This is a genomic window from Streptomyces sp. NBC_00448, assembly GCF_036014115.1.
GTDB lineage: Bacteria > Actinomycetota > Actinomycetes > Streptomycetales > Streptomycetaceae > Actinacidiphila.
Window position 1 is genome coordinate 5,855,795 of the sequence record NZ_CP107913.1, and the last position, 24,267, is coordinate 5,880,061.

A 24,267-nucleotide genomic window follows, 5' to 3' on the forward strand; every position below is an offset into this window, starting at 1 on the left:
GCCCAAGTCGCCCCTGTGGGCGTGGACGTGACCGCAGGCGGTGACATCCAGCTCACCCCGAACCACGACCTGCTCACCGGACCCTCGACCCAGTACCCGGTCTACATCGACCCGACCTGGGTGTCAGTCACCAAAAACTCCACCGGCTCCACCTACGTCCAGTCCGCCTACCCCGGCACCAGCCACTACGGCGACACTGACAACAACCTTGGTGTCGGATACCAGGACTTCGAGACCACCACCGGCAAAGAAAGCACCTACTACCAGTTCAGCATCGGCACCACGATGGGCGACAAGCACATCAGCGACGCCAAACTGAACGTCGTCCAGTCCTACTCCGCGGATTGGAGCTGCACCTCCTACAACGTCACCGAGACGAACGTCGGCCACATCAGCAGCTCCACCACCTGGGACTCCCAACCCGACGCCTACACCCAGACCAGCACCCACGGTTTCACCGGTTCCAACAACGCCGACTGCGCCGGCACCACCAAAGGCGCCTTCGACGTCGCCGGCTCCGTCAGCAGCGACGGTGACGGCGTGGTCACCTACCGCCTGACCGGCAGCAGCACCAACGCAACCGCCTTCAAGCGCTTCAACAAGAAGGCCACCCTCACCATCACCTACAACACTCCACCCAACACCCCCACATCGCCCACCTCCAGCCCCAAGCCCGTCAACCCCTCCAACTACGGCTGCGACGGCACCTACGACTGGGTCGGCAAGAACAACGGCATCACCCTGTCCGCCCACGTCTCCGACCCCGACGGCAGCAAGCAGAACATCCGCGGCCAGTTCGCCTTCTGGGACAAGGGCGGCTCCGGCACCGCCACCGCCAGCAACCTCATCTCCACCGGCGACGCCGACGGCAACTCCGCCACCGTCGCCGGTACCGGCGACACCGTCCACATCACTGTCTCCTCCACCGCCCACCCCCTCAAAGACGGCCACCTCTACGGCTGGCACGTCCGCACCGACGACGAGATCGACCAATCCGCGGAAACCGACAACTGCTACTTCTGGTACGACGCCACCGCCCCCACCGGCCTGACCGTCACCTCCACCGACTTCACCGACGACGGCACTGGCACCAAACACCAAGGCGAGGCCGGCACCTTCCACTTCTCCGCCACCGACCCCGTCCCCTCCGGCGCCAAAGCCAGCGGCCTGAACCACTTCGACTGGTCTGCCTCCTCCTCCGCCGCTCTCGCGGACGACGGCGGCACCCACGCCACCCCGACCAACGGAACCTTCGACCTCACCTACGCACCGACTGCTTGGGGCACCAACACCCTCTGGGTCGCCGCCGTCGACAACGCCGGCAATGAATCCCAACCGGTCGCCTACACCTACTACGTCCCCGCCGACATCACCGCCCAGGTCCACCCCGGCGACATCGACGGCGACGGCACCCCCGACCTACTCGGAGCTGACTCCGCCACCGGGAATCTCGACCTGATCTCTACCACCGCCGAGATTCCCGCCACCGGCCCTGCCGTCGCCGCCATCCCCGCTGACGCACCCCCCGCCGCCGACGGCACCTTCACCTGGGCCAACACCCTCCTCGCCCACCGCAGCGCCAAGCAGTCCCCCACCGGCAACTGGGTCGATGACCTGTGGGCCTTCAAGAACAACCAGCTCTGGCTGTACGCCAACAACATCAACACCGAGGGACTAGGAGCCAGCGCCAACCACTACTTCACCGCCAAGCACCACACCAGCGTCTTCCGTCCCACCTGCGCAAGCACCGACTGCACCGGCTACGGCAGCAACTGGAACAACGTCACCCAACTCATCGCGCCCGGCGACATCAACGCCGACGGCAACCCCGACCTGATCACCGTCGAGAACGGCACCACCTGGCTCTTCCTCGGCAGCAGCCAGGCCAGCAACTTCACTGCCGCCTACCGGCTGGGCACCAACACCTGGACCGGCGACACCCTCATGGCCCCCGGCGACGCCACCGGCGACCACAACCCCGACCTCTGGGCCCGCAACGACGCCACCGGCGCCGTCTACCTCTACCCCGTCACCGGCGACACCACCACCGGCTTCACCACCGGCACCGCCATCCAAATCGCCTCCCCCGGTGCCTACCTCGCCACCGACCGACCCATCATGGCCAGCCCCGGCGACATCGACGGCGACGGACACCCCGACGCCTACACCGTCACCAACACCCACCAGCTCTGGGAAAACCCAGGCGAAGACCCCACACCCGACACCGGCGCCCGCCTCGCTGCCCACGCACTCGTCAGCACCAACCCCATCTGGAACACCATTACTAACCTCGCCTAAGTCAAAGAACACGATGCGGGGGCTGGCCGATGAGTCGACCGGCCCCCGTATCCCATGCCCTGCGGCTGCGGCTGCGGCTGCGGCGCGGGCCGGGCCGCAGGGACGGGGACGGGGACGAGGCCGAACACCCGGCGCCGCCCGTGCACGACCTCGGTGCGCATCAGTTGATCAGGGGCAGCACGCGGGGGAGGCGGCGGGTGCTCAGGCCGGCGGTGTCCAGGAGCAAATTCGCGGTCCAGGAAGCGTCGCAGCGGCGTGCGGGGGCTGTCCAGTGCGGAGGTCAGGCTCATGAGCCCCACCGGCAGGCGGGGTGCGGCACGGTGGCCGGCGAGCGGGGGACGGGGTGCGGCAACGGGGCGAGGGACAGCCTGTGCGGAGTGTTCATGAGCTCGGCAAACTCACCACGACGTGGCCCGAACTCGTGGCGACGGCCGGTCTGCCGGTGGTGCGCCAGGTCGTGGACATCGCCCTCACCGGCGACGACCCCCTCGCTTGGCGCGACCAGGCCTGCCCCCTCCGACGGCGAGCACCAGGCCATGATCGCCGCTCTCGCCCTGACCGCCAACTTCGTGGACCGGATCGACGGGCCCGGAGCCTGCGAGCACAAGCTGCTGGCCGCCATCTCTTACGCCCTCTCCTGACTCCAGCAGGCTGCCCTTGGGCACGTGGCCTCCGGCATCGACGCATCGGCTGGGCAGGGTTGAGAAGCCGTTGCCCTGTCCAGTTCTGAGTCGGACAGGCGTGGTGGACGGCCCAGCCAACGCGTTTTCGGCAGATGATCATCAATGAGCACATACAGTGCCGTCAGGAGGGTGTTCAGTTCTTCGGTCGTCACAACCCGATGCTGAACACCCTTCCTGCTGCCCAGACCCGAAACCGCAGAACCCGAGACATCGGAACTACTCGTCTGGGGGTGCGCCCCAGTCCTGCCCGTCCGCTTCAGGGGAGCGTTTCCGCGTCGACGCGTGAGAAGACGAGGTCGCTCTCGCCGGTGACCGGTCCGCGCCATCGGACCGGTACGGTGGAGGCTCCCCGCAGGGCGGTCGGGTAGGTGGCGGCGGCGTACTCGTTGGCGAGGCGGTACACGTGGAAGCCGGCACCGCGCATCGTGTCGAGCAACTCCTCCACGGAGTCGCCGAGTTGCTCCATGCGCTCCGGCGTTACCTCGACGGTGACCTCGGCGTCCGGGCGTAGGCGTTCGAGCATGGGGGCCATGCCTCGTACGACGCTGCCCTCCGCGCCCTCGACGTCGATCTTGACGACCCGGGCGCGGGTGATCTCGTCGTCGGTCAGCACGTCGGGGAGCGGGTGGGCGTCGATGTCGAAGACGGACTCGGTCGGGCCGTCCCAGGGGACGATGCTGTTGGCGCCCATGTTCGCGGAGCTGGCGAGGATGAAGGTGAGCGTCTGGTCCTTGTCGGAGACGGCGGTGTGCACGGCGCGGATGTTCGTGCAGCCGTTGAGCCGCGCGTTCTGCTCGACCCGGTCCAGGAAGGGGCGCGACGCCTCTATGGCGACGACATGGCCGGTGGGGCCGACGAGCTGCGAGGCGAGCACGCTGAAGTAGCCGATGTTCGCGCCGACGTCGATGTACGTGTCCCCGGGGCCCAGGCGGTTCTGGAGCCAGTGCGTCATGCGCGGCTCCCACGTGCCGAACAGGTACAGGTAGCGCTGGATCAGGTCCTGCGTGTCCACGGCGAAGCGCGCGCCGCTCACGGTCTCCGTGACGCGCTTGCGCGGCTCGTCCCGCAGGTGCGGGTTCAGCCAGCGGCCGGCCAGCGGGCCCTTGCCGAGCGTGCCGGGCGCGTTGCGTACGTACCAGCGGCCGAGGGTGACCAGGGCCTCCGTAGTGGGGTTGCTCATCCGCTCGCTCCTCCGCACGCCGCCAGGCCACCCACCTTACGGGCGGCCACCTGCGGCGCCCCAGAGCCCCACGGCCCGGATGCCCCGGAACCGTCCCCTCGCCTCCCTCCACCCTCCTAAAATCCTCAAGACGTCTTTACGACTCTTGGCCGGGGGTGGGCTTGAGCACGTCCGAGCAGTTGCTGACCATTGCCGCGGTCCTCCTGGGCGCCCTCACGACCTACGTCACCAACTACTGGACCGAGCGCCAGCGCATCCGCCGCGAGCTGCTCACCCGCTGGGACACGAAGAAGCTCGAAGCGTACGAGAACTACATCGACCGCGTCCGCGCCGCCGTCTACCTCGCCGTCGAGCTGTACGAGCACCGCGAGGGCATCCGCGTCAGCGACGACCCCGAGTCACGCCAGCGCGCCGACCTCTACGAAGCCACCCACCTCCGCGGCCGCGCCTTCGAACGCATCATGCTCCTGGCCGGCGACGAGGTCATCGAAGCTGCCCACGCGCTGAACGCGACCACCCTGGAAGTCGACTGGCAGGCCACCGGCAAAACCCCCGGCACCCTGGACGACTGGCGCATCCGCAACCGCGCGGTCTTCGCAGCGATCAATGCCTTCCACGAGACGGCTCGAGTCGACCTGGGCGTCTCGGGTTCTTTGGTTGGGGAGCCGCATCCAGAGCGGGACCTCCTGCTGCCGCCAGCAAGGCCGCAAGGAGAGGGATAGATTCCCGAGATTCTGACCGCAGCTGCTCATTGTATGCTATTTGGCTTCCCGCAATAAAATTGTCTCAAAAAAATGGGGTGTCGGCGAGCGGTGGCAAGTGATCAAAGTTTCCATTTCCCTCCGATTTCAAACGGGATGGATTTTCTCAACAGTGCAGTTGGTCGGCTGGTGGATGACGAGGAGGATCATTCCCTCAAGTATGCCGTCCTGCACCTTCAGGCAGCCGTGGAAATTCTTTTCAAAGTCCGGCTTGTAGATGAACACTGGTCGCTGGTGTTCAAGAATCCCGGTGCGGCGGATCGAGAATCTTATGAGCGCGGAGATTTTGAGAGCTGCGGCACGGATGCGACTATTGAAAGATTGCAAAAAATCGTCGGCGTGGATGTTCCCGAGAAAACGCGAAGTCGTCTCAAGAAGTTGGCTCGCTATAGGAATCAATTGCAGCACTACGGTGCGAACCGTGAGTCGGCTCATGCGGTTAAGGCTGTGGCGGCCGAGGTTCTGGATTTTCTGTTGGTGTTCCTAGAAGATTGGCTGGGGCCGAGTCCTGAGAGCGAGGAATTTGATAAGTATCACGAGATTCTTGAGGATGTTCGAGAAAATCTGACGTCCATAGAGGTGCTGGTAGACCTGCGTTTGAAGCGGATCGAAAGGGAGCTTGAGGCGGCTGGTATTGAGCGCGTTACGGGGTGCCTCTCCTGTGGATGTTGGACTCTGGTATTTGACGCTCTAGAGTTTGCAGCGTGCCGGTTCTGTCAGCGTACATGGATGAACTTGTCTCTTCTTCCTCGCGGCGAAAGCTTTCCACGACGGGTAGAGGACGCGCTCTCGCATTGTGCTGAGTGCGGCGAGCCGACGTTCCTTCTCGAAATGGAGGAGGATGGTCTCTATAATTCGCGGGGTCGCAGCGCTGAATATGAAGAGCCTGTCAAGATGCGTCGATTTGAGGTATGCGTGAAATGCTGGGAGATGATCTTTGATTCTGGGCATAGGAGCCCGCTTCATCGAGGTGCCAAAAGATCATCTGATTGAGATGGTGTGGAGTGGTGTCCGATGTTCTGACCGACGCGCGAAACTCGAATGATCAGGACGAGGCATGGACGGCTGCTCGGTCAAGGGGTGATCGGCAGTGGAGATGGCCTGGTTGGGGCGTCAACACCCGGGGCAAGCGAGCCAACTGTAAATCCGTCGGCTTAGCCTACCGTGGTTCGAATCCACGTGCCGCCACACCATGAAGAGGCCCCTCACCTGCGCTCGCGCGGGGGAGGGGCCCTTTGGCGTATCGGGGCTCCTCCCGGCTCGCCGTGATGGTCGCCCCACCGCATCCTGGGTCCATGAGCGAGCCAACGCCGGGGCAGGACCCCGGTCCGGAGCGGAAGGAGCCCCGCGGAGGGCGAGCCGCGAGGCCGGCGCCCCGACCGCCGGTGCCCGAGCCGCACGGACACGTGCACCCTCCTCCGCCGCGAAGGAGGCGGAAGCGGCCGTGGGTCCTGCTCGCCGCGGCCGTGGTCTTCTTCGGCGGCATCATCGCCATCGCGGCCGTCGTCCGCGGTGACGCGGGCAAGTCGGTCACCGTGAGATACCGCGTCACCGGCACCGCCCGCGACGTGACCATCGGGTACCCCACCTGGCACGACGACACCATCTCGACGACCAAGGTGACGGCGAAGACGCTGCCGTGGCAGAAGGAGTTGACGACGAAGAGTTTCGTCAAGGGCGGCTCGCTCTCCCTGACTCTGGGACCGGGCGGCGGCACCGCGACCTGTTCCGTCGTGGTCGACAACGGCAAGGCGCACACGGCCACCGCGACCGGCCCCTCCGCGACGGTCGACTGCAACGGCTTCTGACCCCCCGACCTTTCGGTCCCGACCCTCCGGTCCCGATCCGAACGCCCGTAGCACGGAATCGCCCTGTCCGGCCTTCAGATGCCGTACGCGCCCGGCGGCACCCCGTGTGCCGCCGCGTACGGGGTCAGCGCGATGACCCCGGTCCCGCGCGAGGGCGTGTCAGGCCCGATGGCGGGTTCGAGGGCGAGCGGGCTCACCCCCAAGGCGCGGGCGATGTCCGGCGCCATCTCGTACGCCTCGTGCGTCCACGTGTCCTCGTCCTCCTCGCTCTCCTGGGCCGGGTCCCATTCGGGCCGCAGGCCCACTTTCGTGCGGTGCTCACGTTCGAACGCGAGGGGCTCGCCGAGGGTCAGCAACTCGTCGTCGGCCTCGCCCGATTCGCAGTAGCGCCGCACCACGGCGCCGCGCTCGGCGACGAGCCAGGCGGAGCCGTCTCCCTGGCCTCCCCAGTAGTACGCCTGGGCCCGGCCGTAGCGTGCGCTCAGTTCGGTGCACAGGCGCAGGACGTCCGCACTCCGCTCCTCGTGGCAGGGGCTGCACCACGCGCCGAGGAGGAGGGTCCAACCGTCGAGTTCAGGGGTCACGAAGACCCGGGAGTAGGTGGAGTCGTCGTGGTAGTGGCCGTCGGAGTCGATGACCTCGTGGGCGAGTTTGAAGGTCGCGGGCCTGGGGTCGGTCAGGCCCAGGGCTGCCATGACTCCTGCCTGGTCCCCGCTCGGAACGGCGATCCAGTGGTTCCAGCAGGCCCAGATCCCCGTCGGTCTGTCGTCCTGGAGCTTGATTCTGATGAGCCGTTCGACCGCGGCCACGTCAGCCGCGGACAGCGCCGCCTCCCCGCCGATGTCGGCGAGCACGGTCAGCGCCCGCGCCCGCAGCCGGCCCGGTCCGCGCCTGCGGACGTCCTGGAGCAGTGGTACCACCTCCTGCCCGTGGTGGATCAGCAGGAACCGCACCTTCCTGGCGATCTCCGGGTCCGGGTCGGCGAGCAACGGCAGCACGGCCGGGAGCGCGGTCCGCCCGGCTTCGTCGCATCCCCGGACGCCTTCGACAGCCGCGGCCCGGATGAACGGCTCGGTGCTCGCGAGCGCCGTCCGGTAGTGGTCGAGAGCGGCCGGGCCGAAGGAGGAGAACGCGTAGCCCAACCGACTCCGGGACGCCTCGGAAGGTGCCGACCGGAATCCCTGCCAGAGTCCCTCCGGCGCCCCGCCGCCGATCCGTTGGAGCACTTCGCGGATCGGCCGCGGCCCCACCGGGGAGTCGCCGTCCGCCAGCTCCCGCACCAGCGGCTCCACCGCTTCCGCGCCCAGTGCCACCAGGGCGTTCGCGGCCGCCTCACGTGTGTCGTCCGACGCGAGGTCCCGTATCGGATCTATCGCCACTCCGGCCCCCTCTGCCTGCTCGTGATCGTCCCCGGCCCCAGCATCGCGCACGGGTCCGACACTCGGCCGTCACCGATTCCGGCACCGCCACCGACCCCGACGCCGCTGTGACCGTCGGGGCAGAAGAGACCGGCTCCGACGAGCGCGGAGGACCCGGAGAATCCGGTGCGGCGGGCTCAGAGGCCGGGGATGCCCTCCTGGTCGACCTCGAACCGGCCGCGGCGCCGCACACTCACGTTCCCGCCCAACTTGCGCCGGCAGTTCTCCCCGAGCCCCCATGCGCGGCTCTCCGCGTCGGACAGCGGATGCCCGCACATGCCGCAGAGCACCACCCGCCTCCCGGCGGCCGCCAGTTCCTCGTCGGTGGCGAGGCCGGGGAGCGGGGCGTCGGAGGGCATGAGGACAGTGTGCGCGATACCCCGGCCGCCGCGGGAATCCGGTCGCGCCGGACGGGTGGTGCCTGGCAGGCTCGGCGGCGTGGATCACGCGGAGGTGTTGCTCATCGGCGGCCGGGCCGGCGTCGGGAAGTCGACGGTGGCGTGGGAGGTTTCGGCGGGCCTGCGGGGAGCGGAGGTGCCGCACGCGGTGGTGGAGGGCGACTTCATGGGGCAGGTGCACCCGGCGCCGGAGGGGGACTCTGACCGCTCGCGGATCACCGAACGCAATCTGGCGGCGCTGTGGGCGAACTACGCCCGGCTCGGCTACCGGCGCCTGGTCTACACGAACACGGCGAGCGTGCTGCCCGAGTCGGCCGCGATGTTCACCCGCGCGATGGGCGCGGACCTGCGGATCGTACGGGTCCTGCTCACCGCGTCCGACGCCACCGCCACCGCGCGGCTGACGGGCCGCGAACTCGGTTCGGAGCTGGAGCAGGAGGTGGGCAACAGCATCCGCAAGGCCCGCCTCCTGGACGAGCGGACCCCGGCGGACGCCGTACGCGTGGCCACCGACGGCAGAACGGTCCCCGACATCGCCCGCGAGGTGCTCGCCGCCACGGGCTGGATCACCGCACGGAGTTGACGGCGCCGCACGGAGTGCCTGGCGCCGCATGGCGCCGACAGCGCCACACCGTAGGTCTCAGACGGGCGTGCCGCCACCGGTGCTGACGGTGTGGCGGACCTTGTCCACGGCCTTCTGGTAGAGCGCGGAGGCGAGTTGGGGCGAGTCGCCGGCGATCTGGAAGAACGTGAAGCCGACCAGGACCGGGCCGACGTGTCCGAACGCCATGTACCCGTTGACCTGCACGCCGCTCAACTTCCCTTCCATACGCGTCGCCGTGCTCTCGCCGCCGCCGAAGTGGACCGGCTTCAGGGTGAGGGCGAGCCGGGTGCCGCCCTCGGTGAGGGTGAGGTCGCGGCAGGAGGTGAGCGCGGCCTTGGCCCGCGCGTAGACGGCGCCCTCCTTGGCCGACGTGCTCGCCGTCAGTTCCTCGCTCAGCAGCGGCCCGGTCTGGCCGCCGCTGAAGTCGGCCTCCTGCGTCCCCGCACCGGGCGGCGCTTCCAGCACCTTCACCAGCGCCCGGCAGCCGGAGATCCCGTCCCCGCTGACGCCACCGCCGCCGGTCGAGTCCGCACCGCTCAGCCCGGTGTCCCCGGAGGTCAGCAGCGCCGCCTTCAGCTCGGACGGGCTCGGTGCCGATCCGTCGCCGCTCCGCGCCCCGGTGGCGGCCCCCGCGGTATCGGCGGCCACCGTCCCGCCGAGGACGGCCGCAGCGGTGAGCACCGCGGCCGTACACATCAGACGGTTCCTGCGCACCCCGTGTCGACGACGCGTCCCCAGCATGGCGTCTCCCTAGGACTCGGCTCCCGGTCCACCTTCCCGGCCAGTGTGCGCCGGCGCCCGCCGCACCGCATTGTCAGAGCCCCCGGCCGCCCGGCCGCCTGGGTTGATGACACTCCGTGACCGTACGGTCGCCCCGGTCGCCCGGTCGCGGCCACCGTCTTCTGCCTGGCGGCCCCGGCGGTCCCTACGGTCAGGACGCTGACGTCTCCTGCGCCGCCTTCTGGACGTACTCGTCGGTGTAGGTCTTCGCCAGGTCGATCTTGTGCCCCTTGACGGCCGGGTCGATCGCGTTCAGCACCCGCAGTACGGTCTGCGGCGCGTCGGCCGGCATCTGGCCGGTGGGGTTGTACATGCCCATCTCGTTGGCCAGCGCCTGGATGTACTGGTCCTTGCCGCTGCCGGAGTAGAAGTCGGCCGGGACCTGGGCGGTGATCTGCGCGGCCGAGTGCGACTCCATCCACTGGAGCGTCTGGTAGATCGCGTTGACCATCTTCTGCGTGGTGTCCTTGTGGCTGTTCGCCCACGCCGTCTGGACGGTCAGCGCGGTGCCCGGGTACGGGCCGCCGAGGGCGGCCTTGGTGCCGGCGGCCGTGCGCATGTCGGCGACGATCGTGCCCAGGTGCTTCTTCAGCAGGGTCGAGATCGTCGGTTCGGTGGTGACACCGGCGTCGACCCGGTTGTGCTGGAAGGCCGCCACGAAGGTGGGCCCGGCGGCCACGGCCACCAGATGGGTCTGGGCCAGCGGGATGTTGTTGTGGACCGCCAGGTAGGAACCGATGTTGGAGCTGGCCGAACCGAGCGAGGTCACCCCGACCGTCTTGCCCCGCAGGTCCGCCGGGGACTTGAGCGACTTCTCGTTCGCGCGGGTCATCTCGACCATGCCGGGCGCCTGGAGCAGCTGGACGACCGCTTCGGTGTTCTTGCCCTTGGCCTGGAGGTCGAGGTTGTGGTCGAAGAACCCGATCATGCCCTGGACGTCGCCCTTGAGCAGCGCGTCGGAGACCTGCGGGGTGCTCTGCAGGTTGTCGATCTTGACGTCCAGCCCCTGCTTCGTGAAGTAGCCCATCCGCTCGGCCAGGATGAGCGGGAGGTAACTCTGGTTCGCCTGGTTCGACAGGGCGATGGTCACCTTCGTCAGGGAACCCTCGCTCGCCGCGTCAGTGCTGCCGGACTTGTCGTCCGAGCAGGCCGTCACCCCTGTAGCCAGGAACGTCGTCGCGGCTATGAGAACGATCTTCTTGCGCCACATGAGCCTTGCTTTCTTCTCGGGAGCGGACGCGCCGCCGGCCGTCTTCGGCCGTGCCGCGTTCCGCCGGTCATTGCGGGGTGGACATGCGTCAGGGAGTTCACGTCGATCGCCGGGTCAGGCTCCTGCGCCGGACCGCTGCGGGCGCGGTTGCCACCGCAGCAGGCGCCGTTCGAGGAGCGTGATCAGGCCCTCGGCGGCCAGGGCGAACGCGGCGGTGATGACCAGGCCCGCGTAGACGCCGTCGGGGTCGAAATTCGCCTGCGCCTGGAAGATGAGCAGCCCGAGGCCCTGCTGCGCCCCGAGCAGTTCCCCCACGATCGCGCCGGTGACCGCGAAGCCGAACGCGACGTGCAGGCTGGTGGTGATCCAGCTCAGCGCGGACGGGACGACGACCTGCAGGGTCACCTTGGCGTTCCCGGCGCCGAGGATGCGGGCGTTGGCGATGAGGTTGCGGTCCACCTCGCGGGCGCCCTGGAAGGCGTTGAAGAACACGCCGAAGAAGACCAGCACCGCCGACAGCGTGACCTTGGAACTGATCCCGAGGCCGAACCAGATCGCGAACACCGACCCGAGCAGGATGCGCGGTATCGAGTTCAGCGTCTTGATATAGGGGGCGAAGACGTCGGCCAGAAAGCGCAGCCGACCCAGCAGGATGCCGAACACGACGCCGAGGGTCACGCCGATCCCGAAGCCCATCAGCGTCTCCTGGAGCGTCACCCACACCTGGTCCCACAGCGAGCCCTGCGAGGTGCCGTGGCGCACCCAGTCCCACAACTTCGAGCAGATGCCGGACGGTTCGCCGGTGTAGAACCTGTCGATCGTCCCCGCCGAGGCGAGCCACTGCCACAGCCCGACGAACAGGGCGAGGACGAGGACCCGGGTGAGGTTGACCAGCACGTGGCGCCGCAGCCGCTGCCGCCGGGCGGTGGACCCGGTTCGGGCCTCGCTCTTCGACGGTTCGGGGCGGGCGACGCGGTCCGCGGCGTCACGGGCGACATCACCCGTGGCTTCACTCGCGGCGTCGCCGGCCACGTCACCGGCCACGTCACCGGCCGCGCCCTCGGTCGCCTCCTCGGCCGTACTGGTGGTGTCGGGGTCGGCGTCCGCCGTATCGGCAGTGGACCGGGGACCGTGCACGTTCATGCGCTCTTGCCTCTTCCGGCGGGGGTGGGTCAGGCCGCGGTCTCGGGCGTCGCGGTCACGGTGCGGCGGTAGGCGACCTGGACCTCGTCGCGCAGCGATTCCCAGATCCGCTCGTGGAGCTTGACGAAATCGGGGGTGTGCCGGATCTCGCGTGGATTCCTCGGCCGGGGGAGGTCGATCGCGAACGTCTCCTTCACGGTGGCCGGTCCCGCCGTCATGACCACGACCTTGTCGGCGAGCGAGATCGCCTCCTCCAGGTCGTGGGTGACGAACACGACCGAAGGCCGGGTCTGGTCCCACAGGGAGAGGAGCTCGTCGGACATGATCTGGCGGGTCTGCACGTCCAGGCCGGCGAACGGCTCGTCCATGAGGAGCACGCGCGGCCGGTTGATCATCGTCTGGGCGAGCGCGACCCGCTTGCGCATCCCGCCGGAGAGCTGGTGGGGGTGGTACCGCTCGAACCCCGTCAGGCCGACCCGGCCTATCCAGTCGGTGGCCTCGGCGTGCGCCTCCCGGCGTGACGCGCCGCGGAAGCGGGGGCCGGCCGCCACGTTGCCGAGCACCGTCTTCCAGGGGAACACCGCGTCGGTCTGGAAGACAAAGCCGACGTCCTTCCCGATGCCGTCCACCGGGCGGCCGTCGATGAGCACCTCGCCGGTGTCCGGCCGGTCCAGGCCGCAGATCAGCGACAGCGTGGTCGACTTACCGCAGCCGGTGGGACCGACGACCGCGGTGAACTCGCCGGCCGCCACCGAGAAATTGACGTCGCGCAGGACATCGTGATTGCCGCCCTGCGGCGTGTTGAAATGTTTGGTCACATTGCGCATCACGATAGGAGGCGTCGTCGGTTGCGGCGATGTGACCGACCCATTGGTGTCTGCACGCTGGGATTCGCTTGTCACGCGAGTGAGGCTGCCAGAACCCGGCGCGGGACAACAACCTCGCCGAACAAGGGTCCACTGACTTAAGCGCGGGCAGGGCGCTTATCTGCGGCTCCTCTCCTCACGACGACCTCCCCGTGTCCGGAGAAAATCCGCAAAGTGTGCTTTCTGTGCATTGTCGACGATGGTTAGACGCGGCGCGTTCTTCGGAGGTAACTTCTAGCGATGACGTTCCGTTATCTCGGCATACCGTCTGAAACCCCCCTTCCGGACCGGCTTGCGCTGCGCATGCTCGTACAGACTTTCCGGCCGGAACTAATGGATCGGCTGGTGGACAAAGCCGAGCGGAGAGAGCGCCGCAGACGGCTGCTGCCCGCGCGGCTCATGATGTATTTCGCTCTCGCGATGTGGCTCTTCGGGACCTCTTCCTACGAGGAGGTGCTCGCCAAGCTGACCGGCGGCCTCCCGGAGATGTTCCAGGACGCCGGTGACCTGGCCTCCGCCGCCGCGATCGCCCGGGCCCGCATGCGGCTGGGCGTCGAACCGCTCAAGGAGCTCTGCGCCCACGTGGCCGCGTCGGCCGGGCAGCCGGGACCGCCGGGCACCGAGCGGGTGTTCGCCTTCGAGAGCGTCGCCATGGAGGTGCCGGACACCCCCGCGAACCGGGCGGCGTACGTGCTGCCCGGCGTCGACGGCGAGGCGACGGGCAAAGCGACGGGCGACGGCGAGCGCGGCGACGGCGACGACCGTGGCGACCGGACGAAGAGACCGGCGAAGGGCCGCGCCCTGGACGTGTGGCTGGTCTCGCTCACCGAGTGCCGGATGTGCCTCTCCGTCGCCTCGGCGATCGCCCCCAGCCCGGAGTTGGGCATCGAGGGCATCATCGCCGAATGGCCGCACGACCTCCTCGGCGCGGGGGCGCTGGTGGTCGGCGAACGTGAGGCGGTCCCCACGGCGATGTGGAACGCGCTGGCCGCGGCCGGCGCCCATCAGATCTGGCGGCTGGACGGCCGCACCGACACCGCGCACCTCCTGCCGGTGGTGCGCGCGCTGCCCGACGGGTCGTACCTGTCGAAGCTGCCGCCGGACGGCCGGGCCGCGGGCGCGGAGCCGGGGACGGGGGCCGTCGTCCGTGTGGTGCCGTGCGGACCCTCCGCTTCCGGTCCCGGCCGGTCGCGGGGACCGGCCGGGAGTGCTCCGGTGCTGGTCACGTCGTTTCTCGACGACGCGGTGACGGCGGGCGAGATCACGACCCGGCACGAGAGTGTGGCGGAGATGTGCCGAAACGGTGTCGGCCGGTTCGCCGGTCAGATCGCGGGGCTGCGGGTGGTATTGCGGTCGAAAAGTCCCGAACTCGTCCGGCAGGAAATATATGCGATGCTCTGCACGTATCACGCGGTGGGGCACCTGCTATCCCCGATGCATTCGGCGGACCAGCTTTCGGTCGAAGCGCGCGGACGGACGGTGTGACCGGGGGAGACCTCTTAAGTCAGTAGCGAGATCCTTTGCTCCCGCGGGCGTGCGTGTGCTGCAATGAGGTCCCCGACCAGCGCGCGGAAGTAACGCGCCGGCGACTTGGTGTGTACCTGAGTCGAGCGCTTGTTGTGGTGAACCGAATGACCGAGCGCCGCCGCGTCATGCTGCGACGTTATGAGGGTTGAGGGTTAGTAAATGGAAGACCAGGGGCCTCGCGAAGCCGGCTATCCGTTGACGTGCGGGGACCGCTTGGCGCATCACAATGTGGCGATGCCGTGACAACGGCACGGAGATCCCGTTCCGCTTCCGGACCGAAGTGGATCACCGCCACCGGCGGAAAGGTCCTCGCCCGGCTGCACGTCAAGCGTCATCTGGGCGACTGGCGGCTCCGCAGCCGCATGCTGGTCCTGGTGCTGGTCCCGCTGATCGCGATCATCCCGCTCGTCGGTGTGCGCGTGGTCTCCGAGGTCGGCAGCCTCCGGTCCGCGGCGCACATCCAGGGGCAGACGCAGCTCGCCCGGCAGATCTCCACCCTGGTCGGCGCGCTCGACGACGAGCGCGACCTCACCGAGGTCGCGCTCAACGGGTCGGGCGTCGCCCGGGACAAGGAACTGACGGCGGCCCAGCGGACCACCGACGCGCAGGTGCGGGAGTTCGACGAGAGCCTGCGCCGGCAGCAGGACAGCGTCGACGCCCTGCCCGCCATGGTGCGCCAGCTCGGCGCGCGCGGGGAGGCCCGGCTCGGTGACCTGAGCCCGCTGCGTGCCTCCGCGCAGGGCCTCGCGGCCGGCGCCGGCACGCCGACCTTCAGCGCGTACAGCACGATCATCGGCGACCTGCTCGACTTCAGCGACCAGCTCGCCGCGGTCAGCTCCGATCACACGCTCGGCAGCCTGGTCGCCACGCTCTCCTCGATCGAGCAGATCGAGCAGCAGACGTCGAGCGAGCGCGGCTACCTCGTCGACGTGCTGGACAGTGGCGGCTTCACGCTGGAGCAGAAGGAGAACATCGAGCAGGCGCAGTTCGAGACGGCCGGCGACGCGCTCGCCAACAACGCGCCGACCTCGCTCCTCAACCTGTACCAGTCGACGGTCAGCGGCGACAAGGTCGGTGCGGCCGACGGCACCGTCCAGGCGGTCTCCACCGCCGCGCAGGAGGACATCCCGCTCGCCGACCTGGGGATCAGCAAGGCCACCGCGTTCAACCAGCTGACGGACAAGCTCGACGCGGTGCGGATCGTCGAGCGGCAGGCCGTCGCGGACATGAACGACCGCGCCTCGCACCTGCTGTCGGCCGGGCGGACCCAGCTCTACGAGAACATCGCGATCATCGTCGCGGTGGTCGCGCTGTCCTTCCTCGGCGCCCTGGTCCTCGCCAGGTCCGTGGTACGCCCGCTGCGCCGGCTGCGCGTCTCCGCGCTGGACGTCGCGGACAACCGGCTGCCCGAGGCCGTGCGCCGGCTTCGTGACGTGGAGCCCGCGGAGACCGACGAGCCGGTGCAGGTCCAGCCGATCGAGTTGCAGACGCAGGACGAGGTCGGCCAGGTGGCGCGAGCCTTCGACCGCGTGCACTTCGAGGCGGTCCGGCTCGCCACCGAGCAGGCGAGGATGCGCAGCAACGTCAACGCGATCTTCACCAACCTCTCGCGCCGCAGCGAGAGCCTGGTGCTGCGGCAACTCCAGCTCATCGACGACCTGGAGAACAGCGAGCAGAACCCGAGCCAGCTCGCCAGCCTGTTCCAGCTCGACCACCTCGCGACCCGGATGCGCCGCAACAACGAGAACCTCCTGGTGCTCGCCGGCGAGGAGCAGAGCCGCCGCTGGAACCAGCCGGTGTCGCTGTTCGACCTGGTCCGCGCCGCCACCGCCGAGGTCGAGCAGTACGAACGCGTGATGCTGTACGAACTGCCCGACGTGGCGGTGGCCGGCCATGCCGCGACCGACGTCGTCCACCTGGTGGCCGAACTCATCGAGAACGCCACCGCGTTCTCCGGCCCCGAGACCCAGGTGCTGGTGGGCGCCAAGATGCTCACCTCCGGCGATGTCGTGCTGGACATCGCGGACGCGGGCATCGGCATTCGGCCCGAGGAGCTGAACCGGATCAACCGGCGGCTCGCCGAGCCGCCCGTGCTCGACGTGGCGACCTCCCGCCGGATGGGTCTGTTCGTCGTCGGGCGGCTGGCGGCCAAGTACGGCATCCAGGTGCGGCTGACCGGGTCCGGCCGGACCGGCCTCAACGCGCTGATCCGGATACCGCCGGCCCTGCTGCTGCCGGTCAGCGAGATCGACGCGGGCCTGGGACCGGCGTTCGACCAGGCCACCATGCGCCCCGGCCCGTACGACCTCCCCGAGCCCGGCACGCTCCCCGCCCGGGGCCCGTCGGGGGTGGTCGGCGACCCGCGGTTCGGCGACCCGCGCGCCACTGACCCGCGGTTCGGCGACCCGCGGTTCGACACCTCCTACGGTCCGGCGGTGGAGACCGGTGCGGGCGCGCGGCGCCTTGAGGAGGCGCCGGCCGGGCGCCACTCGGGTCCGCCCGACGGCGGCTTCCCGTGGTTCAACGAGGAGGAGCAGGCGGCGGGGCAGTCCGGCCACGGATTCTCCTGGTTCGCGCAGCCGATCGAGGAGCACCTGCTTCCGGCCGGGATGGACGGCCGACCGGCGATGGAAGGACCTCCGCAGGCCGGGTCCCACGCGGCAGGCGCCCACGCGGCGGGCGCCCGTATACCTGACGCGCCGCAGGCCGGCCGGCACGCGTACCCGGACCCGGCGCCCGGCGGCCACGGGTCCGAGCGGCTGCCGATCTTCGAGTCGACGAGGTCGGGGTGGCCCGGCCCGGAGAGCGGCCACGGACAGCCGGACCGGGGGCAGCCGACCCGTGGTCTGCCGGACCCCGGCCGGCCGGCGATGGGCGGGCCGCAACCGGCGCAGCCCGGGCCCGCCCCGCTCCCGCAGCGGCCCCAGCCCCAACCCCCGCGGTCCGCGCAGCCCCAGCCGCAATCCCAGCCACAATCCCAACCGCAGCCGCAACTCCAGCAGTCCGCGCAGCCGCAACCCCAGCCGCAGCCTCCCCGGGACGGCGCTCACCCGTCGCCTTCGTGGGCGCGGCCCGACACCAGCCCGCGCCCCGGGGCCGGCGGAGAAACCGGGGCGTCGACCGGCGGTTCGGTGGTCGGAGGTTCGACCGCTCAAGGACTGCCCCGGCGCGTGCCCTTCGGCAACCTCGCCCCCGGTGCGGGGGCACGCGACAGGGCGGCGCAGCCGCACGCGGCGCCGGTCGCACCGCGCCAGGCCGACCTGATGCGAGAGCGGCTGTCGAGCTTCCACCAAGGCGTCAGGCGAGGGAAGGACGGCGCCGAGCGCGACGACGGGTCCGAGCGTGACGACGGGCGCGGCCGGTCACCGGGCGGATCGGGTCCGGTATGAGCGGGTCGCCGTCCCCTCTGCCCGCAGCGCCCTCGGCCGATGTCCCCCGCAGCATAGGAAGCAGCCACACCCATGAGCGATCTGAGCACCGAAGCGCAGAACCTGAACTGGCTCATCGCCAACTTCGTCAAGCAGGTGCCGGGCGTCGCGCACGCGGTGGTCGTCTCCTCGGACGGTGTTCAGCTGCTGGCCTCGGCGTCCATGCCCAAGGACCGGGGCGACCAACTCGCCGCGATGGCCTCGGGACTGGCGAGCCTGACGCAGGGGGCGGCCACGCTCTTCGAGGCCGGCGCGGTCACCCAGACCGTGGTGGACATGCTGAACGGTTTCCTCTTCCTGACCTCGATCAGCGACGGCTCCGTCCTGGTGGTGCTCGCCGCGCCCACCTGCGACATGAAGGTCGTCGGTTACGAGATGACCTTGCTGGTCGAACGGACCGGCGACGTGCTCACCCCCGCCGTGCGCCGAGAACTGCAGAGCGCGCTGGCCGGCTGAGGCCCGGCGCGATCAGCCGTCCGCGTCACACCCGGAAGGATGTGCGTTCGTGAGTGCAGACCGCAGGCGCAACTCGTCGCCCTTCGTACGCCCGTACGCCGTCACGCGCGGACGTACCACGGCGCGGACCGACTTCGCGCTCGAGGCGCTGGTCAGCACCACCGCACGCGCCTGGGAGAACGGGGTACGGCTGTTCCCCGAGCAGCAGGCGATCTGCCGGCTGTGCCTGAACCTGACCTCGGTGGCCGAGATCTCCGCGCTGCTGCACATCCCGCTCGGCGTCACGCGCGTCCTGGTGGGCGACCTGGCCGAGAGCGGCCTCGTCAACGTCCAGCAGCCGGGCCACGAGGGGGGACGGCCGGACGTCACCCTGCTGGAGAGGGTGCTCACCGGCCTGCGCGGCCTGTGAGCTCCGGCCAGGCGCCCGCCTTCCCGGGCCACGCGACAACCTAGGGAGTGCCATGTCCCAACTGCCCGAACTCGCGGTGTCCTTCGGTGCCGCGGCGCAGGACTACGACCGCTACCGGACGGCGCCGCCGGCGCAGGCGCTCGACTGGCTGCTGCCCGCGGACTGCGCCTCGGTGCTCGACCTGGGCGCCGGCACCGGCCTGCTGACCCGTCAACTCGCCGACCGCGCCGCGGAGGTCGTGGCGGTCGAGCCCGACGCCCGGATGCGCGAGGTGCTGGCCGCCGCCTGTCCGCGGGCGACGGTACTGGAGGGGACCGGCGAGCACATCCCGCTGCCCGACGCCCGGGTCGACGCGGTCACGATCTCCGCGGCGTGGCACTGGATGGACCCGGCCGTCGCGCTCCCGGAGATCGCCCGGGTGCTCAAGCCGGGCGGAACGCTCGGCATCCTGTACACGCGCCGGGACCGGCGGGTGCCGTGGCTCGACCGCCTGGACGCGTACGTGCACGACGAGATGGGGACCGACGACCGGATCGGCGACCTGATCGGGCGGATGAACGACGGGCCGTGGCTGCCGGACGGCGTGCCCTTCGCCGAACCGGAGCCCCACGCCGACACCTGGACCGCCGCGATGAGCGCCGAGGAGGTGACCGCCATGTTCGCCACCTACAGCAGGTTCATCGCGCTGCCGGCCGACCGGAAGCGGGAACTGGCGGCCCGGATCGAGGCGAAGGTCCGCGAGACGGCGGAGGTACGGGACGACCTGGTCCGGCTGCCCCTGGTCTGCTACTCCTGGCGCACCCAGCGGACCGGCTCCTGAAGCGCGGACCCTTTCCTGGAGCGCGCACCGTCTCCTGACTCAGGCACCCTCTCCTGACTTACGGGGCTCCGGACCGCGTGACCCGGACCCCTGCCTCCTGCCGGCTTCCGATCACTTCACCTAGGCCGTGTTTTGGAAGTAGCGCCGTCCGCCCAAAGGGCGGGGCCCGTGGCGTCTGGTGCGTGCGATCGCAAGGCGGAGGGTTGTCCTCGTAGTGGGCCTACTCGGACAAGCCCGACAACGAAGCGAGCGTGCGTGCCAGGCGCCACGGGCCAGGCGGGACTTCCAAAACACGGCCTAGCTCCCGGACGCCGCCGCGCGCACCGCCTCCGCCACCGGGTCGGGCCCCGCGATCAGCTCCAGGGTCAGCCCGGCCGTGCCCGGCGCCGTCAGCAGCTCCGCCAGCACCGCCGCCACGTCGTCCCGCGGCACCGAGCCGCGCCCGGTGGACGCGGCGAGGCGGACCCGGCCGGTGCCGCTGTCGTTCGTCAGGGCACCCGGGCGCAGGATCGTCCAATCCAGCCCCTTCCGCGCCCGCACCGCGTCGTCCGCCGCGCCCTTCGCCCGCAGGTATGCCGTGAAGACCGGGTCCACACCGGTCGCCTCCGCGTCCGCGCCCATGGACGAGACCACCAGGAAGCGCCGTACCCCGGCCCGCTCGGCCGCGTCCGCGAGGAGCACGGCCGCGCCCCGGTCCACCGTCTGCTTGCGCTCCGCCCCGGAGCCCGCGCCGGCGCCCGCCGCGAACACCGCCGCGTCGGCGCCTTCCAGCACCGCCGCCACCTGTTCCAACGTCGCCGACTCCAGGTCGAGTACGACCGGTTCGGCCCCCACCGCCCGCAGGTCGTCAGCCTGGGCGGCGTTCCGGATCAACCCGGCCGCGCTGTCCCCGCGCCCGCTCAGCAGCCGTTCGAGCCGCAGCGCGATCTGTCCGTGTCCACCAGCGATCACCGTACGCATGCCGCGACGCTACGCCTCGCGGTGCGCCTGGCGCGGGAGGTCGAGGGTCGCGTCGCCGGCCGAGTCGCAGTACTCGCGTACCGCGCTGGTCCGGGAGACCACCCGGCCGCGGTGGATCACGATCCGGCTGTAGGCGAGCGAGAGCACGCCGGCCAGGCTCTCCCCGCGCACCGCGAGCAACTCGGCCGGGAAGCCCGCCTCCACGCGTACCTCCGGCAGCCCGAGTACCGCCCGGGCCTCGGCGCTCACCAGGTCGTACGCCCGCGGGGGAGGGCACTCGCCGTGCGAGGCCAGCAGGTAGGCCGCCTCCAGCGGGTCGCCGCGGCCGACCGGGTTGGCCAGGTCGCAGAGCGCGCCGCTGCCCGCGGTGACCCGTACTCCCGCCGCGCGCAGCGCGCGGACCGCGGTGAGCGGCGCCAGCGGGCGGACGGAGGCGGCGGCACGGGCGGCCGGGGTGTCCGGCGCGGGCGCGCAGCGGTCCAGGGCGCCGCAGCCGCCCTGGGGGAGCGCGACCACGGAGACGCCCGCGGCGGCCAGCCGGTCGGCGGTGCGCGCCACCCCGTCAGGACCCTGCGCGGCCAGGCCGTGGCAGGGGCCGAGGGTGACGCCGGGCCGCAGCCCGCCGGCCATCGCGGCCAGCCGGGCCATCCGCGCCGGGTCTTCGGCGGCGGTGTGCAGGTCGACCGGCAGCCCGAACTCGGCGGCCAGCGCCAGCACCGCCTCGGTGTAGCCGCTCGGGTCCGGGTCGAGGTCCGGGCAGCCGCCCACCGCGGAAGCGCCCATCTTCAGCGCGTCCCGCAGCATCGCCAGGCCGTCCGCCCCCGCGGCGCCGGTCAGCACCCTGGGCACGGCCACCGCCTGCACGTCGAGCAGCCCGCGCAGCGACTGCCGGGCCTGGAGCACCGCCTCCAGCGAGCGCAGCCCGCGGACGTCGCCGATCCGTACGTGGCTGCGCACCGCCGTGGCGCCGTGGCCGAGTTGGAGCAGCGCGGCCTCGGTGGCGCGCCGCTGGACGTCCTCGGTGTCGCCGGAGGGCGGGCCGCCGGCGGTGAGCGCGAAGTCCAGGTGCGCGTGCGGCTCGGCGGGCGCGGGCAGCAGGAGGTAGCCGCGCAGGTCGATCCGGGCACCGCGCTCGATCCGGCCGCCCCGGTCGGGACGGTCGGGGGTCCGCTCGCCGCCGAGGCCGCCGCCGCGGTCGGGGCGTTCCGCGGACACGGCGAGGCTGCCCGCGGTGCCCACGGCCTCGATCCGCGAGCCGCTCAGCCGGACGTCTACGGTCCGGCCGTCGGTGAGGCGGGCGCCGCACAGCAGCAGGGTGGCGGTCTCCGCGGTGGTGCCGCGGGAACTGTCGGTCATCGCGCTCCTCCGGTACGGGCCTTGCGAGCGGTGGGAGGCAGGATCACGGGACAGGAAGACGGACGATCATCTGCAGATCACGGAAGATGATCGGTGAGCAGGACATACGGCATGATCACGCACTCCGAGCGTAGGGCGCCGGACGGCGAGGTCCTGGCAGGAACGCATTAGTCGTACCGGCCGGGGTCGCGCGAAACGGCCTGCGCACGGGCCGTTTCACCGGCCGCGCGCGGGCCTGGGCGCAGTACGCGAAAGGGTGCCGACAGGCCCCGGGCGAGACGCGGTTCGGGTGTCCGCCAGGTCCGATGTGCCCTGCCGGATACGGATTTCACGTATCGCTGCGGAGCGTGTAATGTCTTCCTCGCTCGCCCCAATAGCTCAGTCGGTAGAGCGTCTCCATGGTAAGGAGAAGGTCTACGGTTCGATTCCGTATTGGGGCTCTGATGGATCGCACCCCCGTCGTTTCGGCGGGGGCCGGTTCGTCGAGGCGGCGTAGCTCAGTCGGTAGAGCAAGCGGCTCATAATCGCTGTGTCACCGGTTCAAGTCCGGTCGCCGCTACTCTCCGTAGCCGATTGCGGGTTCGGTCCCTCGATCGGCTACTCTTTCTGTGTTCATAACACCCGTTCGTCAAGGAGCACTCACGTGGCCGCCACCGACGTCCGCCCTAAGATCACGCTGGCCTGCGTGGAGTGCAAGGAGCGGAACTACATCACCAAGAAGAACCGGCGCAACGACCCGGACCGTCTTGAGATGAAGAAGCACTGCCCCCGCTGCAACGCCCACACCGCGCACCGCGAGACCCGCTGAACCAGGCGGTCCCTCTCCCAGTGCCGCCGAGGCGGGGCTGTTCGCGGCAGGCCGCCGGGACCCTACGGTTCCGGCAGACCGCGACTTCGGGCTCCGCAGCGGCGGAAGCCCGGGCCAAGTCCGGCTGAAAGCTTTACCGTGAGGCCGTTCCCGTATTCCGGGGGCGGCCTTACGGCATGTCCCGACCCGCGTCGGCCCCTCGCGCCGACCGCACTCCCGCCGACCCCATCCGTATCCGGAGGTAACGATGGCCCTCGACCCGTCCTTCGTGGGGCGGAGCTATCCGCCCAGTAGCGTCTACGAGGTCGGCCGGGAGAAGATCCGCGAGTTCGCCGAGGCGATCGGCGACCCGAATCCGGTGTACGTCGACGCCGACGCGGCCAAGGCGCTCGGCCACCCCGACGTGATCGCGCCGCCGACGTTCCCCTTCGCGATCAGCTACAAGGCGGCCGGCCAGGTGGTCCGCGACCCCGAACTCGGCCTCGACTACAGCCGGGTGGTGCACGGCGACCAGAAGTTCGCCTACCGCCGTCCGGTTCGGGCCGGCGACCGGCTCACGGTCACCTCGACGATCGACACGATCAAGTCCCTTGCGGGCAACGACGTCATCGAGATCCGCGGGGAGATCCACGACGAGTCCGGCGAGCACGTGGTGACCGCCATGACCAAGCTGGTGGCCCGCGCGGCCGAGCCGGACGACGCCGACGTGAGCGGCAGCGACAAGAGCGGGGACGTGTGATGGCCGCGGCAATCGCCTACGACGACGTCGAGGTCGGCACCGAGCTGCCCGCCCGGGAGTTCCCGGTCAGCCGGGCGACCCTCGTGCAGTACGCCGGTGCCTCGGGTGACTTCAACCCCATCCACTGGAACGAGAAGTTCGCCCGCGAGGTCGGGTTGCCCGACGTCATCGCGCACGGCATGTTCACGATGGCCGTCGCCATCCGTGTCGTCACCGACTGGACGGTCGATCCCGGCGCCGTCGAGGAGTACGGCGTCCGCTTCACCAAGCCGGTCGTCGTCCCCAACGATGACCAGGGTGCCACCGTGCACGTCGCCGCGAAGGTCGCGGCCAAACTCGATGACCGCCGCGTCCGGATCGACCTCGTCGCCACCTCCGACGGCCAGAAAGTCCTCGGCATGTCCCGTGCGGTGGTCCGCCTCGCCTGACCCCCGGGTGCCCCCGTCCCGTCGGCCGAGGGACCACCCCTCGGTGGGAGGGCGCGGTGCTCCAAGGCTCCCCGCCGCGGGGGTGCGGTGCCCTACGGCTCCCCGCCGCGGGGGTGGCGGTTCGTCCCCGGCTTGCGCCCGGTGGTGGGTTGCTCGCTCCGTTCTTCTCGTCGTTGTTGGGTGCGGG

22 protein-coding genes, 2 tRNA genes and 1 pseudogene are annotated in these 24,267 nt (G+C 70.2%); 15 read left to right on the forward strand and 10 right to left on the reverse strand.

The features are described 5' to 3' along the window. The first annotated feature begins 21 nt into the window (after nucleotides 1-21). A complete protein-coding gene (locus OG370_RS25130) occupies nucleotides 22-2,298 on the forward strand; it encodes an FG-GAP-like repeat-containing protein (RefSeq protein ID WP_328467979.1) in 2,277 nt (758 codons plus the stop codon). A gap of 721 nt (nucleotides 2,299-3,019) precedes the next feature. On the opposite strand, the pseudogene OG370_RS41545 reads toward OG370_RS25130, so the two are convergent. Beyond that, nucleotides 3,020-3,133 (reverse strand): annotated as a pseudogene (locus OG370_RS41545) (IS982 family transposase); the annotation flags it as partial. 104 nt (nucleotides 3,134-3,237) lie between these two features. Then, entirely contained in the window at nucleotides 3,238-4,161 is a 924-nt protein-coding gene (locus tag OG370_RS25135; RefSeq protein WP_328467981.1) for an FkbM family methyltransferase, read from the reverse strand. 155 nt (nucleotides 4,162-4,316) lie between these two features. On the opposite strand from OG370_RS25135, the gene OG370_RS25140 reads away from it, so the two are divergent. From OG370_RS25140 to OG370_RS25150, 3 genes are all read left to right on the forward strand, one after another. Continuing rightward, nucleotides 4,317-4,883, forward strand: a complete 567-nt coding sequence (locus OG370_RS25140) for a hypothetical protein (protein WP_328467983.1) — start codon at nucleotides 4,317-4,319, stop codon at nucleotides 4,881-4,883. Nucleotides 4,884-4,973: 90 nt separating this feature from the next. After that, on the forward strand, nucleotides 4,974-5,915 hold the full coding sequence (locus tag OG370_RS25145) for a hypothetical protein (protein ID WP_328467985.1): 942 nt from the start codon (nucleotides 4,974-4,976) through the stop codon (nucleotides 5,913-5,915). A 413-nt stretch (nucleotides 5,916-6,328) separates the two neighbouring features. Continuing rightward, on the forward strand, nucleotides 6,329-6,730 hold the full coding sequence (locus tag OG370_RS25150) for a hypothetical protein (RefSeq protein WP_328467987.1): 402 nt from the start codon (nucleotides 6,329-6,331) through the stop codon (nucleotides 6,728-6,730). 74 nt (nucleotides 6,731-6,804) lie between these two features. On the opposite strand, the gene OG370_RS25155 is transcribed toward OG370_RS25150, so the two are convergent. Both OG370_RS25155 and OG370_RS25160 read right to left on the reverse strand, forming a co-directional pair. Then, complete coding sequence (locus tag OG370_RS25155) at nucleotides 6,805-8,109, reverse strand: HEAT repeat domain-containing protein (RefSeq protein WP_328467989.1); 1,305 nt, start codon at nucleotides 8,107-8,109, stop codon at nucleotides 6,805-6,807. A gap of 176 nt (nucleotides 8,110-8,285) precedes the next feature. After that, nucleotides 8,286-8,507, reverse strand: a complete 222-nt coding sequence (locus tag OG370_RS25160) for a DUF6011 domain-containing protein (RefSeq protein ID WP_328467991.1) — start codon at nucleotides 8,505-8,507, stop codon at nucleotides 8,286-8,288. A 79-nt stretch (nucleotides 8,508-8,586) separates the two neighbouring features. Between OG370_RS25160 and OG370_RS25165 the strand changes: the two genes are divergently transcribed. Further along, nucleotides 8,587-9,129, forward strand: a complete 543-nt coding sequence (locus tag OG370_RS25165) for an AAA family ATPase (protein WP_328467993.1) — start codon at nucleotides 8,587-8,589, stop codon at nucleotides 9,127-9,129. A gap of 57 nt (nucleotides 9,130-9,186) precedes the next feature. On the opposite strand, the gene OG370_RS25170 is transcribed toward OG370_RS25165, so the two are convergent. The 4 genes from OG370_RS25170 to OG370_RS25185 all read right to left on the reverse strand — a co-directional run bounded on the left by OG370_RS25170 (nucleotide 9,187) and on the right by OG370_RS25185 (nucleotide 13,110). Continuing rightward, nucleotides 9,187-9,846, reverse strand: a complete 660-nt coding sequence (locus tag OG370_RS25170) for a hypothetical protein (protein ID WP_328467995.1) — start codon at nucleotides 9,844-9,846, stop codon at nucleotides 9,187-9,189. A 235-nt stretch (nucleotides 9,847-10,081) separates the two neighbouring features. Continuing rightward, the gene (locus OG370_RS25175) at nucleotides 10,082-11,140 is read right to left on the reverse strand and encodes an ABC transporter substrate-binding protein (protein ID WP_328467997.1); all 1,059 of its coding nucleotides are present in this window, start codon (nucleotides 11,138-11,140) and stop codon (nucleotides 10,082-10,084) included. A gap of 114 nt (nucleotides 11,141-11,254) precedes the next feature. Further along, nucleotides 11,255-12,283, reverse strand: a complete 1,029-nt coding sequence (locus tag OG370_RS25180; RefSeq protein WP_328467999.1) for an ABC transporter permease — start codon at nucleotides 12,281-12,283, stop codon at nucleotides 11,255-11,257. A 29-nt stretch (nucleotides 12,284-12,312) separates the two neighbouring features. Further along, nucleotides 12,313-13,110 carry an ABC transporter ATP-binding protein gene (locus OG370_RS25185; protein ID WP_328468001.1) on the reverse strand — a complete coding sequence of 266 codons (798 nt, stop codon included), beginning with the start codon at nucleotides 13,108-13,110 and terminating at the stop codon, nucleotides 12,313-12,315. A gap of 279 nt (nucleotides 13,111-13,389) precedes the next feature. On the opposite strand from OG370_RS25185, the gene OG370_RS25190 reads away from it, so the two are divergent. The 5 genes from OG370_RS25190 to OG370_RS25210 all read left to right on the forward strand — a co-directional run bounded on the left by OG370_RS25190 (nucleotide 13,390) and on the right by OG370_RS25210 (nucleotide 19,789). Continuing rightward, nucleotides 13,390-14,634, forward strand: coding sequence for a transposase domain-containing protein (locus tag OG370_RS25190; RefSeq protein WP_328468003.1), 1,245 nt, complete (start codon nucleotides 13,390-13,392; stop codon nucleotides 14,632-14,634). Nucleotides 14,635-14,915: 281 nt separating this feature from the next. Continuing rightward, the gene (locus OG370_RS25195; RefSeq protein WP_328468005.1) at nucleotides 14,916-18,065 is read left to right on the forward strand and encodes a sensor histidine kinase; all 3,150 of its coding nucleotides are present in this window, start codon (nucleotides 14,916-14,918) and stop codon (nucleotides 18,063-18,065) included. Between the two features lie 72 nt (nucleotides 18,066-18,137). Then, nucleotides 18,138-18,560, forward strand: coding sequence for a roadblock/LC7 domain-containing protein (locus tag OG370_RS25200; protein ID WP_328468007.1), 423 nt, complete (start codon nucleotides 18,138-18,140; stop codon nucleotides 18,558-18,560). A 49-nt stretch (nucleotides 18,561-18,609) separates the two neighbouring features. Further along, nucleotides 18,610-18,969, forward strand: coding sequence for a DUF742 domain-containing protein (locus OG370_RS25205; protein WP_402447201.1), 360 nt, complete (start codon nucleotides 18,610-18,612; stop codon nucleotides 18,967-18,969). Between the two features lie 52 nt (nucleotides 18,970-19,021). Then, on the forward strand, nucleotides 19,022-19,789 hold the full coding sequence (locus tag OG370_RS25210) for a class I SAM-dependent methyltransferase (RefSeq protein ID WP_328468009.1): 768 nt from the start codon (nucleotides 19,022-19,024) through the stop codon (nucleotides 19,787-19,789). A gap of 297 nt (nucleotides 19,790-20,086) precedes the next feature. Here the strand turns inward: OG370_RS25210 and OG370_RS25215 are convergent, their stop codons facing one another. Both OG370_RS25215 and OG370_RS25220 read right to left on the reverse strand, forming a co-directional pair. After that, complete coding sequence (locus OG370_RS25215) at nucleotides 20,087-20,749, reverse strand: NAD(P)H-binding protein (protein ID WP_328468011.1); 663 nt, start codon at nucleotides 20,747-20,749, stop codon at nucleotides 20,087-20,089. A gap of 9 nt (nucleotides 20,750-20,758) precedes the next feature. After that, nucleotides 20,759-22,105 (reverse strand): amidohydrolase family protein, encoded by a 1,347-nt coding sequence (locus OG370_RS25220; protein WP_328468013.1) that lies wholly within the window; start codon nucleotides 22,103-22,105, stop codon nucleotides 20,759-20,761. A 367-nt stretch (nucleotides 22,106-22,472) separates the two neighbouring features. Here OG370_RS25220 and OG370_RS25225 point away from each other — a divergent pair. From OG370_RS25225 to OG370_RS25245, 5 genes are all read left to right on the forward strand, one after another. Continuing rightward, a tRNA-Thr gene (locus OG370_RS25225) sits at nucleotides 22,473-22,545 on the forward strand. A gap of 46 nt (nucleotides 22,546-22,591) precedes the next feature. Next, nucleotides 22,592-22,664, forward strand: a tRNA-Met gene (locus tag OG370_RS25230). 84 nt (nucleotides 22,665-22,748) lie between these two features. Continuing rightward, nucleotides 22,749-22,913 carry a 50S ribosomal protein L33 gene (rpmG, locus tag OG370_RS25235; RefSeq protein ID WP_004571794.1) on the forward strand — a complete coding sequence of 55 codons (165 nt, stop codon included), beginning with the start codon at nucleotides 22,749-22,751 and terminating at the stop codon, nucleotides 22,911-22,913. Between the two features lie 247 nt (nucleotides 22,914-23,160). Beyond that, complete coding sequence (locus tag OG370_RS25240) at nucleotides 23,161-23,652, forward strand: MaoC family dehydratase N-terminal domain-containing protein (RefSeq protein ID WP_328468015.1); 492 nt, start codon at nucleotides 23,161-23,163, stop codon at nucleotides 23,650-23,652. Continuing rightward, the gene (locus OG370_RS25245; protein ID WP_328468017.1) at nucleotides 23,652-24,080 is read left to right on the forward strand and encodes a MaoC family dehydratase; all 429 of its coding nucleotides are present in this window, start codon (nucleotides 23,652-23,654) and stop codon (nucleotides 24,078-24,080) included. The genes OG370_RS25240 and OG370_RS25245 overlap by 1 nt, the downstream gene beginning before the upstream one ends. The last annotated feature ends 187 nt before the right edge of the window (nucleotides 24,081-24,267 follow it).

Coding starts and splice junctions, on each gene's coding strand:
- OG370_RS25170 (WP_328467995.1), bottom strand. CDS start 9,846: ATGTGTACGGCCGCGGTGCTCACCGCTGCGGCCGTCCTCGGCGGGACG.
- OG370_RS25160 (WP_328467991.1), bottom strand. CDS start 8,507: ATGCCCTCCGACGCCCCGCTCCCCGGCCTCGCCACCGACGAGGAACTG.
- OG370_RS25190 (WP_328468003.1), top strand. CDS start 13,390: ATGACGTTCCGTTATCTCGGCATACCGTCTGAAACCCCCCTTCCGGAC.
- OG370_RS25210 (WP_328468009.1), top strand. CDS start 19,022: ATGTCCCAACTGCCCGAACTCGCGGTGTCCTTCGGTGCCGCGGCGCAG.
- OG370_RS25175 (WP_328467997.1), bottom strand. CDS start 11,140: ATGTGGCGCAAGAAGATCGTTCTCATAGCCGCGACGACGTTCCTGGCT.
- OG370_RS25245 (WP_328468017.1), top strand. CDS start 23,652: ATGGCCGCGGCAATCGCCTACGACGACGTCGAGGTCGGCACCGAGCTG.
- OG370_RS25180 (WP_328467999.1), bottom strand. CDS start 12,283: ATGAACGTGCACGGTCCCCGGTCCACTGCCGATACGGCGGACGCCGAC.
- OG370_RS25240 (WP_328468015.1), top strand. CDS start 23,161: ATGGCCCTCGACCCGTCCTTCGTGGGGCGGAGCTATCCGCCCAGTAGC.
- OG370_RS25185 (WP_328468001.1), bottom strand. CDS start 13,110: ATGCGCAATGTGACCAAACATTTCAACACGCCGCAGGGCGGCAATCAC.
- OG370_RS25220 (WP_328468013.1), bottom strand. CDS start 22,105: ATGACCGACAGTTCCCGCGGCACCACCGCGGAGACCGCCACCCTGCTG.
- OG370_RS25200 (WP_328468007.1), top strand. CDS start 18,138: ATGAGCGATCTGAGCACCGAAGCGCAGAACCTGAACTGGCTCATCGCC.
- OG370_RS25135 (WP_328467981.1), bottom strand. CDS start 4,161: ATGAGCAACCCCACTACGGAGGCCCTGGTCACCCTCGGCCGCTGGTAC.
- OG370_RS25215 (WP_328468011.1), bottom strand. CDS start 20,749: ATGCGTACGGTGATCGCTGGTGGACACGGACAGATCGCGCTGCGGCTC.